The 9,541-nt window shown below is 65.6% G+C and carries 12 protein-coding genes and 2 pseudogenes; 7 read left to right on the top strand and 7 right to left on the bottom strand.

What is annotated here, in order from left to right:
* Positions 1-13 precede the first annotated feature (13 nt).
* Together A6A04_RS19410 and A6A04_RS19415 are read left to right on the top strand one after the other, a co-directional pair.
* Positions 14-232 (top strand): hypothetical protein, encoded by a 219-nt coding sequence (locus A6A04_RS19410; protein WP_068495662.1) that lies wholly within the window; start codon positions 14-16, stop codon positions 230-232.
* Between the two features lie 276 nt (positions 233-508).
* A complete protein-coding gene (locus A6A04_RS19415; RefSeq protein WP_068495663.1) occupies positions 509-1,420 on the top strand; it encodes a LysR substrate-binding domain-containing protein in 912 nt (303 codons plus the stop codon).
* Here the strand turns inward: A6A04_RS19415 and A6A04_RS19420 are convergent.
* On the bottom strand, positions 1,417-2,196 hold the full coding sequence (locus A6A04_RS19420; RefSeq protein ID WP_068495664.1) for an alpha/beta fold hydrolase: 780 nt from the start codon (positions 2,194-2,196) through the stop codon (positions 1,417-1,419). The genes A6A04_RS19415 and A6A04_RS19420 overlap by 4 nt on opposite strands.
* Positions 2,193-3,794 carry an FAD-binding oxidoreductase gene (locus A6A04_RS19425; protein ID WP_068495692.1) on the bottom strand — a complete coding sequence of 534 codons (1,602 nt, stop codon included), beginning with the start codon at positions 3,792-3,794 and terminating at the stop codon, positions 2,193-2,195. The genes A6A04_RS19420 and A6A04_RS19425 overlap by 4 nt, the downstream gene beginning before the upstream one ends.
* Positions 3,795-3,913: 119 nt before the next feature.
* On the opposite strand from A6A04_RS19425, the gene A6A04_RS22765 reads away from it, so the two are divergent.
* Both A6A04_RS22765 and A6A04_RS22770 read left to right on the top strand, forming a co-directional pair.
* Positions 3,914-5,086, top strand: a complete 1,173-nt coding sequence (locus A6A04_RS22765) for a GNAT family N-acetyltransferase (RefSeq protein ID WP_068495665.1) — start codon at positions 3,914-3,916, stop codon at positions 5,084-5,086.
* A gap of 36 nt (positions 5,087-5,122) precedes the next feature.
* A pseudogene (locus A6A04_RS22770) lies at positions 5,123-5,528 on the top strand (integrase core domain-containing protein); the annotation flags it as partial.
* Here the strand turns inward: A6A04_RS22770 and A6A04_RS22775 are convergent.
* From A6A04_RS22775 to A6A04_RS19455, 5 genes are all read right to left on the bottom strand, one after another.
* Positions 5,432-5,665 (bottom strand): hypothetical protein, encoded by a 234-nt coding sequence (locus tag A6A04_RS22775; protein ID WP_172822819.1) that lies wholly within the window; start codon positions 5,663-5,665, stop codon positions 5,432-5,434. The pseudogene A6A04_RS22770 and the gene A6A04_RS22775 sit on opposite strands and share 97 nt — an antisense overlap.
* On the bottom strand, positions 5,662-5,955 hold the full coding sequence (locus A6A04_RS19440; RefSeq protein ID WP_068495666.1) for a helix-turn-helix domain-containing protein: 294 nt from the start codon (positions 5,953-5,955) through the stop codon (positions 5,662-5,664). The genes A6A04_RS22775 and A6A04_RS19440 overlap by 4 nt, the downstream gene beginning before the upstream one ends.
* Positions 5,955-6,161, bottom strand: a complete 207-nt coding sequence (locus tag A6A04_RS19445) for a type II toxin-antitoxin system RelE/ParE family toxin (RefSeq protein ID WP_172822826.1) — start codon at positions 6,159-6,161, stop codon at positions 5,955-5,957. The genes A6A04_RS19440 and A6A04_RS19445 overlap by 1 nt, the downstream gene beginning before the upstream one ends.
* 200 nt (positions 6,162-6,361) lie before the next feature.
* Positions 6,362-6,667, bottom strand: a complete 306-nt coding sequence (locus A6A04_RS19450) for a nucleotidyltransferase family protein (RefSeq protein ID WP_245651309.1) — start codon at positions 6,665-6,667, stop codon at positions 6,362-6,364.
* Between the two features lie 66 nt (positions 6,668-6,733).
* Complete coding sequence (locus tag A6A04_RS19455; protein WP_068495668.1) at positions 6,734-7,594, bottom strand: hypothetical protein; 861 nt, start codon at positions 7,592-7,594, stop codon at positions 6,734-6,736.
* A gap of 236 nt (positions 7,595-7,830) precedes the next feature.
* Here A6A04_RS19455 and A6A04_RS19460 point away from each other — a divergent pair.
* The 3 genes and pseudogenes from A6A04_RS19460 to A6A04_RS23640 form a co-directional block, all read left to right on the top strand.
* Positions 7,831-8,106 (top strand): annotated as a pseudogene (locus A6A04_RS19460) (integrase core domain-containing protein); the annotation flags it as partial.
* A 260-nt stretch (positions 8,107-8,366) separates the two neighbouring features.
* Positions 8,367-8,795, top strand: coding sequence for a response regulator (locus tag A6A04_RS19465; protein ID WP_068495670.1), 429 nt, complete (start codon positions 8,367-8,369; stop codon positions 8,793-8,795).
* A 333-nt stretch (positions 8,796-9,128) separates the two neighbouring features.
* Complete coding sequence (locus A6A04_RS23640; protein ID WP_172822828.1) at positions 9,129-9,467, top strand: 2Fe-2S iron-sulfur cluster-binding protein; 339 nt, start codon at positions 9,129-9,131, stop codon at positions 9,465-9,467.
* Positions 9,468-9,541: the final 74 nt, after the last annotated feature.

A 9,541-nucleotide genomic window follows, 5' to 3' on the forward strand; every position in this document is an offset into this window, starting at 1 on the left:
GCGGAGAGCTTCAATGGTGCGGATCGCCTGGTCACGGCAATCGCTCGAAGGCAAAAGGTCCGCCTTCTCCCTCTCCCGCTTGCGGGAGAGGGTCGGGGTGAGGGTTTGGGGGTCGCGACTTGATGTCGAATGGCGCGCCGACCATCTGCGGACGCTGCCCCATGTCGATCCCAGCCGGCTGATGCTGACCGGCGGCCAGGCCACCGATACCCCGGCTGCAGCCGGACCATGAAGAAGGGCGTAAGCCCATAAATGACGCGAGACGCGCTGCTGGAGAAAGTGGCGGAATGGCAGGAGAAACGCGATGGGCATAGTGAGGCTATGGACGAGCGTTTCGACGCACCAGTCCGCCATTTTGTCCGCAGCCGATCCGGACACGGCGATTTTGGCCCCCGGCTGTGTTGCCCGCCCCTGGTGGACCGCCGGTCCACGGCGGGCCGGGCGCCTGTCCGGGAACCAAAATCGCCTGTGTCGCGACCACGCCATTTATGGGTTTACGCCCTAGACCATGATCACGCTTCGCCACCTGCAATGCTTTGTCGCCGTCGCCGATACCCTGCATTTCCGCAAGGCGGCCGAACGGGTCCATATCAGCCAGCCCGCCCTATCGGCCCAGATCGCCCAGTTGGAGGACATCCTGGGGGTAATCCTGCTGGAACGGTCGCGCCGCCGGGTGCTGCTGACCCCCATGGGCCGCGACATGGCGGAACGGGCCAACGCCATCTTACGCAGCGTCGCCGACCTGGAGGAGATGGCCCAGGGCGCCCGCGCCCCGCTATCGGGCATGCTGCGGCTTGGCGTTCTGCGCACCCTGGGGCCGTATCTGCTGCCCCATTTCCTGCCCGAGATGCGCCGCCTTTATCCCGATCTGCGGCTTTACCTGCGCGAGGAGCCCGAGGACCGGCTGCTGGGGGAACTGGCGGCCGGGCAGCTGGATCTGGTGCTGATGTCGGGGGCACCGCGCGACGACCGCCACCTGACGGTGACACCGCTGTTCCATGAATCCCTGTGGGCGGCCCTGCCCCTGGGCCATCCCCTGGCGGCCAAGCCCAGCCTGTCCCCCACCGATCTGGCGGGCGAGCAGTTGATCTTGCTGGAATTCGGCGACGGGCTGCGCGAACCGGCCCTGGCGCTCTGCCACCGCGCCGGTTGCCGCGAGCATCCCGATTTCCGCGCCACCAGCCTGGATACCTTGCGCCAGATGGTGGCCACCGGCCTGGGCGCCAGTTGCCTGCCCGCCCTCTACGTGGATGCCGAGGCCCTGGCCGACGAGCAGATCGTCATGCGCCCGTTCGACGCCCCCGCCCCCGGCCGGGTCATCGACCTGACCTGGCGGCGCACCAGCGTGCGCGCCCCCGAACTGCGGCTGTTCGCCGAACTGGTGGCCGCCAATCTGCCCGATGTGGTGACGCCGGTTTAAAGGAACGCGCCGACCGCGTCCAGGAAGGCGGCGGGATTGTCGGCATGGACCCAATGCCCGGCCCCGGCGATTTCCACGGTGCGGGAATTGGGGAACAGGGCGGCGATGACATCCTCGTGCTCGGGCCGGATATAGTCCGAGGTCTCGCCCGCCACAAACAGGGTCGGCCCCTCGTAGCGCGACTCCTCGCCGAAGCGGGGAAAGGCCAAGATGTCGTCCATATGGGCCTGCAGCACCGCCAGATTGGGCCGCCAGCGATAGCCCGCCTGACCGCCTTCCAAATTCTGCATCAGGAAGGCGCGCACGCCCCGGTCGGGAATATGCTCGGCCAGGATGCCCTCCACCTGCCCGCGCGAGGAGATCTCGCCCAGCGGCACGGCGCGCATGGCCCGCACATAGGGGGCGAAGGTATGGGTGTAGGACACCGGCGCGATATCGGCCACCACCAGCCGCTCCACCAGGCCGGGCCGGGTCAGTGCCAGGGTCATGGCCGCCTTGCCGCCCATGGAATGGCCCAGCACCGCCGCCTTGCCGCCCAGGCTCTCGATCACCTTGGCGACCTCGCGGGCCATGAAGGGGTAATCCATCACCTCGGTCCAGGGGCTGGAACCGTGATTGGGCAGGTCCAGCGCCAGCACCCGGCGGCCGCAGCCCAAGGCTTTGACCACCGCTCCCCAATTGCGGGCCGATCCCAGCAGCCCGTGCAGGATCACCAGTGGCGGACGATCCGTGGCGGAGTCGGGACCGGAGTCCAGGGCGTTGAGCGAGAGACTCATTCCGCCTTCAACTCCGGCGGCGCGCGGAAGGCGAAATGGGCAGGCGCGGCCATCACGGCGGCGCGGGCGCGGCGGAAGCGGGCCTTCAGCCCCTCGGGCAGCCGCCCCTCGCCGCCCGCCGCCCGGGCGATCTCCACCAAGGACGGAGCCCCCTTCTCGCCCCCGGTGACGTCGCAATCGTGATTGCGGGCCGCGAACAGCAGGTCATGGATCAGGGTGCGCTTATGGGCCGCCACGGCGTGGCGGGCGCCGGTCAGGGCCGCCTCGGCCCCTTCCGGGGCGAACAGGGTGACGCGATGATGGGGATCGATCCCGGCGGGCGACAGATGGCCATAGGCCGCCAGTTCCACCTCCACCGCCCCGGCCAGTTCCCGCTTCAGGGTCCGGATGGCGGTGCGGTAGTCGGCATAGGCCTCCAGCACCGAGGCGATGGCCGAGCTGTCGCCCGGCAGCACCATGTTGATATCGGTCGAGGTGCTCCACGGCTTCAGCTTGCCCGGCTGCACCACCCGGGCCTTGGTGCGGGCCAGATCGGGAGCGCCCTCGCGAATGGCGCGGAAGGTCTCCATTTCCGCCCCCGACGAGAAGCCGACGCCGAAATCGATGCCGACGCCGCCGATGGTCTCGGTCTCGGGGTCGAGCAGGCTCATCAGCACGTCGTCGATGGACAGTTCCGACCAGCCGGTCAGGCAGGCCAGCATGTCGGAACCGGCATAGTCGCAGGATTGCAGCAGGCCTTCGGCCTTGGACCGCGCCGGTTCCTCGGCATGCTCGATGAAGGCTTCCAGCGAGTCGCGGCTGACCAGTTCGATGCCGTTCAGCACCGTCTCGCCGCCCTCGCCGCTGATCAACTGCCCGGCCTCGGGCAGGGTGACGCGGGTCCAGGGGCGCAGATATTTCAGCAACCCGGCCATGGTATCGGTATCCGAGCCCTGCACCGGCAGCACCAGACCGAATTCCGAGGCGGGAACCAGAACGAAGCGGAAGCGCACCGCCGCCACCATGCCGGTCCAGCCCTGCATGCCCTCGATATCGGCGATGGCATCGCCGCTCACCAGACGGGGGGCGCCGCCATCGGCCACCACCACCGCATCCAGCAGGTTGGAGGGATGCAGCCGGAGCGGCCCCATGCCGCCGGTGGCGATGACACCGCCGACGAAGGCGGAGCCGATACTGGTCAGGTCCACCAGCACCCGGGCGGTGGGACCGGCGATCTCGGCCAGGGCGGCGTTGACCTGGGTGAAGGTCAGCCCGGCCCCGGCGGAAATCAGTCCCTGCTCCGCCGAGATGGCCACCTGATGGGTGCGCAAATCCTCCAGCGGCGTCGCGGCATCGACGATCTCGGCGCTCAGGGCGCCCTTGGGGCGGATGGCAACCACGCCCTGGAAACCGGCCACATCCTCGGGCGTGTAGTCATAGGAGCCGATGGCGCTGGTCAGGCCTCCGGCCGGCATCACCGCCCAGTTCTGGCGCACCGCCTCGGCCACCGCATGGGCGATGTCGGAGGTGGCGCACAGCCGCGCCGCCAGGGCCTTGCCGCCGTCGTCGGTCAGTTCGGCCTGGGGCAGGGCGGAAAAGTCGATGGGCGTGTCGCTCATGGTCACCGGATTTGGGGGCGCCACTATGGAGTCGCCGGATTGGGGGGTGGGAAAGGCGCGGACCATAGCATCTTCGATGCCGGTCTTGAAACCCCTCGCAACCCTGCCATGTTAGGATTATGCCAGACGGAACCGACACCCCCGCCATCACCGCCCATGGAGCCATCGCCGACATCCCGGCGGTCGAGTGGGATGCCTGTGCCGGGTCGGCCAATCCCTTCATCAGCCATGCCTTTCTTCGCGCCCTGGAGGAGTCGGGCAGCGCCTCGGCCCAGACCGGCTGGCTGCCCCGCCATTTGGCGGTGCGCGACCCCGACGGGCGGCTGATGGCGGTGGCGCCGCTTTATCTCAAAAGCCATTCCTATGGCGAATATGTGTTCGACTGGGGCTGGGCCGATGCCTATCGCCGCGCCGGGGGCAGCTATTACCCCAAGCTGCAAGGCGCGGTTCCCTTCACCCCGGTGACCGGGCCGCGCCTGCTGGTCCGGCCGGGGGAAGACGGGCCCGGCCTGCGCGCCCTGCTGGCCGCCGCCATGGCCCGGCTTGCCGAGCAGAGCGGCGCCAGTTCGGTCCACATCACCTTCCCCACCGCCGAGGAATACGAGCAACTGGCGCCGCTGGGCTATCTCCAGCGCCTGGGCAGCCAGTATCACTGGCGCAACGACGGCTATGGCTCGTTCGAGGACTTCCTGGCGGCGCTATCGTCGCGCAAGCGCAAGGCGGTGCGCCGGGAGCGCGAGGCGGTCGCGGCTCAGGATATCCGCCTGTCCACCCTGGTGGGCGCCGATGTCAAATCCCGCCACTGGGACGTGTTCCACCGCTTCTACCAGGACGTGGTCGACCGCAAATGGGGCAAAGCCTATGTCAACCGCGCCTTCTTCGAGGCGCTGTCTGCCTCCGCCGTCGCCGACCAGGTGGTGCTGGTCTGGGCGGAGGACAGCGACGGCCAGCCCCTGGGCGCCGCCTTCAACATGCTGGGGGATGACACCCTCTATGGCCGCACCTGGGGCGCCGGGTCCCATCGCGATTTCCTGCATTTCGAAGCCTGCTACTACCGCGCCATCGACTTCGCCATCGCCCATGGCCTGGCCCGGGTCGAGGCCGGGGCCCAGGGCGAGCACAAGGTCAGCCGCGGCTATCTGCCCACCCCCACCTACAGCCTGCATTGGATCCGAGACCCAAGGCTGCGCGACGCGGTGGCTCATTTCCTCGACCACGAACGCCCGCTCATCGCCGAGGACATCGCCGAACAGATGCGCGACGGCCCCTTCCGCCAGGGCGGGATCTCTTAGCCGGTAATCCCCCCTGGAATTAAGGGGATCGGAACTGTGCTCGACGACTGCAACCGCGAAGGGCTCGGCATCGAGGTAGATTTCTCGCTGCCCGCAGAGCGGGTCGTGCGTACCCTGAACCAGATCATCGAATGGCGAGGCAAGCCCAAGGACATCCGAGTCGACAACGGGCCCGAATACATCAGCGGCACGTTGATGTATTCGGGCTAAAATACGAGGGATTGCTCTCCAACATATCCAGCCCGGCAAGCCTCAGCAGAACGCCTATGTGGAGCGCTATAACCGCACGGTCCGCCACGAATGGCTGGGCCAGTTCCTCTTCGAAACCATCCAGGAGGTGCAAGATCACGCCACGGATTGGCCATGGACCGACAACAACGACAGGCCCAATATGGCCATCGGCGGCATCACACCCGCCCAGAAACTGAAACTGGCCGCGTGAGTTCTATGTTCGAACCCCCTAAAAAAACGGGGGGGATTACCGAATGACTCGGGACTCATGGACAGGGCTTCAAGTTCACCCTGGAGAATTTCATCAGGATGGATTTGCGGCAGGTTGTCGATGGCCGGCAGCGTCATGTCCGGTCCAGCGTTTCTTCGACGATCCGAGGATTGCGTTCCAGCATCGCCAGCAGAACGCGGGCCGGGCCTTCCGGGGTGCGGCGGCCCTGTTCCCAATTGCGCAAGGTCGCCGGCGACACGCCGATACGCCGCGAGAAGGCAGCCTGGGACAGGCCGGTGCGGTGGCGGATGGCCGAGACGTCCACCTGGGCGGGGATGTGCAGCACCAAGTCCGGCACCGCCTTGCCCTGGGCGTGGTCCAGGGCCTCGCTCAGTCCCTGCATGATCCGTTCGGCTGCGTTACCCATTATTCCCGTCCTTTCCGCCAATGCTGGCCGATCGAAGTGGTCAGCGCCTTGAAGCCCGCGATCTCGGTCGCCGTGAAATTGGCCCGATCCCCCTTGCGCAATAGCGCCAGCAGATAGACCGGCACGTGTGGGGCGATATAGGCCAGCATTACCCGATAGCCGCCGCTCTTGCCCTTGCCGCGCCCGGCCACCCTGATCTTGCGCACCCCGCCCGAGCCCCGAATCTCGACACCCTGTCGGGGTATCGGACGCCACGCTATCGACGATGCCCTTACGCTCCTCCTCCGTCATGCCGACGGCGGCGCAGTCCTTGAGGTATTGCGGCATCTCGGCGACGGTGTGGAGGGCGCTGCTCATAGCGAAAACATGCGCCAATAGCGTAATTACGTCAATGGCGTATAGACGGTCACAGGGGCACGATCTCGGACAGCACATGCGGTGCATAACGAGGGCGCAACGCTTCGCGCTCCACCAGATCGACGGCAACGCCCAAGGCATCGCTGAGTTCGATCTGAAGCCCGGCATAGGCGATCAGGTCCATGCCGTCGCCCAACTCCACCAGCACGTCCACGTCGCTGTCTTCCCGCTGCTCGCCGCGCACATAGGACCCGAACACCCCCATGGAGCGGATGGGGTAGCGGCGGCGCAAATCGGGCTGCAAGACGCGAAGCTGGGTCATGATGTCGTCAAGGGTGCGCATAGGCGGCTTCATCGGTGTCTTCCCCGGCGACTATAGTGCGCGGCGGGGCCGTCCGTCACCTTCGCCGCATGGCCAGTCTCAGCGCGTTACCTCGCCTGTCGCCAAGTCGGTGATCTCGGTGATGCGGCCCCGACGGCCGAAGGTAAGGAGATCGGTGCCGGTGTTCAGCCGATGCCAACCATTCCGCTTTTCTTCCAGCACCCTCACAGTGTCGTGCATGTTGATGCGCCCCATACTGACCCATTGCCCTTGCTGTGGGCGTAGAATGACAGTGTCGCACCCAGCCGAACCACACCAGCCGGGATCGGCGATCATCAGGAGGCGCTCGGCCGCCCCGTCGCCGTTCAGGTCAAGGGTGGCGATGCGGATACGGTTCTCGTCGACCGCCTTGCGCCAGAAGGCGGGCCGCTCGTCGTCCTTGGCGTTGCTGGTCAGCCAATCGAAGGCAAAAGCGCGCTCGGTCTCGTTGACCAGCGGGCGAAAGACAACATCATTGCCGACATCGAGGGTAAAGAAGGTGGCGAATGTTCCTCGCCGCAGCGAATGGTACAGACCCCGCCGGGCATCGGGGATGGCGACGTCTGCCTCGGACATGTGTTCGGAATCAACCCGCCACCAGCGCTCTCCACTCTGCCGTACCAGATAGGTCTGGCAACCGTAGCGGTCACAATCCTGCGGAGCGGTTCCCATGACGAACCGCTCTGGCGTGCCGTCACGGTCGATGTCAATTTCGGCCCAGCGCACCTGCCCCTGCTCCAGTCTGGATCGCCAGGCCTCTGCCGTCTCATCTGACAGGAGCGGCAACCAGGCGTCGACGAAGGCGCGCTGCTCGGCCGTCTCGACCGAGCTAAACACCACTGCACGCTCGGACGCCTCGGCGGCCCGACCGGAGAAAGGCAGCATCATCAGCAGCAGGAGTAAAGGCAACCTGCGCGCCATGTCGTTTCCCTCGCGGCCTACCAACTTCCGCGAGTGTAGGGGACCTTCTCGAAATCCCGCAACCGCTTCTCGATGCGTCTGTCACGGTCATGATCGGCCGGCGCATCCGCCTTGCGGCCGTTTACACGACGTTGCAAATATTTCCGGGTCGCGTCAGCCCCCTCGCGATGGGCCGCCGCAGCAATACCAGCGTCCGTGATGGTCACAGATTGACCCGCGACACCAGGATAGGTCTGGGCAGCCAGTACGCCTCCGGCGACTATACCAAGCTTCTGGAGAACCACAAGATCACCCCCTCCATGAGCCGCAGGGGCAATTGCTGGGACAACGCCCCCATGGAGAGCTTCTTCGGCAGCCTGAAGACCGAACTGGTCCACGGACAGCGCTACCACACCCGTGACGAGGCCAGACGGGACCTTTTTGTATACATCGAGAGCTACTACAATCGCGTGCGTCTGCACTCAGCCCTGGGATACATCACCCCGGATCAGGCCGAGCGAACCGCCGCATAACCCGGTGTCCACTTTTCCAGGGCAAGGTCATGAGGATCGTTCCGCCGAAACTTGATCCGCCCCAACAGCGCCTGCGCATCCACGCCCTGCCCGGCATAGAGGCGGGCGGCAACCATCCAGACCATTCAGTGGAATATCGGCGTGATCGCAGAGATCGATGCAAGCTGATATGGTGTCGGTGGAGGCCTGGACATTAGCGAGATATGGGTCGAACCAAATTGGCCTCGCGAATAATCTGTGGATGAAATTTGGCGGCAGCAATGGACATCACCCACAAGGTTCTTCTCGTCGAAGATCAAATTGCCGACGCGACCCTGATCAAGATCGCTCTTGCGGAGGCGGCTCCGGCTACCGAGATTGATCACGTCGTCGATGGCGTTGCTGCCCTGGAATACCTGAATGCAAATCCGCGTCCTGACCTGGTGATGATGGACATCAACATGCCGCGCATGAACGGATTGGAATGCATACGCCGCCTGCGCGCCGATGAACGCTTCGTGACGCTGCCGGTGGTGATGCTGACGACCTCCAAGGCCGAGAAGGATATCAAGGCCTCCTACGCCGCTGGCGCGAACAGCTATGTGACCAAGCCCGTCGGCCTCGACGAGATGATCGCCGCCCTCAAGGTGGCGGACGAGTGGTGGTTTCATACCGTCCTACTGGATCGCGGCGACCCCGTTCAAGATTGACGATTTAGGGCGTAAACCCATAAATGGCGCGAGACGCGCTGCTAGAGAAAATGGCGGAATGGCAGGAGAAACGCGATGGGCATAGTGGGACTATGGACGAGCGTTTCGACGCACCAGTCCGCCATTTTGTCCGCAGCCGGAACGGACACGGTGTTTTTGGCCCCCGGATACGTTGCCCGCCCCTGGTGGACCGCCAGTCCACGGCGGGCCGGGCGCCTGTCCGGAAGCCAAAAACGCCAGTGTCGCGACCACGCCATTTATGGGTTTATGCCCTAATTTCTGGATTACGGCATGCCGGTACTGCGAGTTCGTTCTGAGGAGGGCTGGACGCGGATGGATTTCGCGCCGGGTCCGTCGGTGCGAGACCTTCTCGACCTTACGCACGCCCGTGTGCGGGCGGCTTGCGGAGGGACCGGGGGCTGTGGCGCCTGTCGGGTGAGGCTACTGGCCGGCCCTGATCTTCCCTTCACCATGGCCGAACATATCAAACTGGCCGCCGATGAGCGCGCGGCGGGCTTGCGGCTGGCCTGCCAGATCCGCCCAGCCGCCGATATCGATGTTGCCTTGGATGACCCCGCCCCGCAATCACCATGGCGGAGTTTGGCCCTCGATCATCCAGATCGCCGTCCGGACGGCCCGCCTCCTGCGCCGCAAGATGCCCCTTACGGTTGACCGGCCCCCAATGGCGGCTCCAGATCGAATGTTAGTGAAGCATGGTTGATGTTGCCTGGCCAGGGGCGACGGAG

Source organism: Paramagnetospirillum marisnigri (assembly GCF_001650715.1).
Classification (GTDB): Bacteria; Pseudomonadota; Alphaproteobacteria; order Rhodospirillales; family Magnetospirillaceae; genus Phaeospirillum; species Phaeospirillum marisnigri.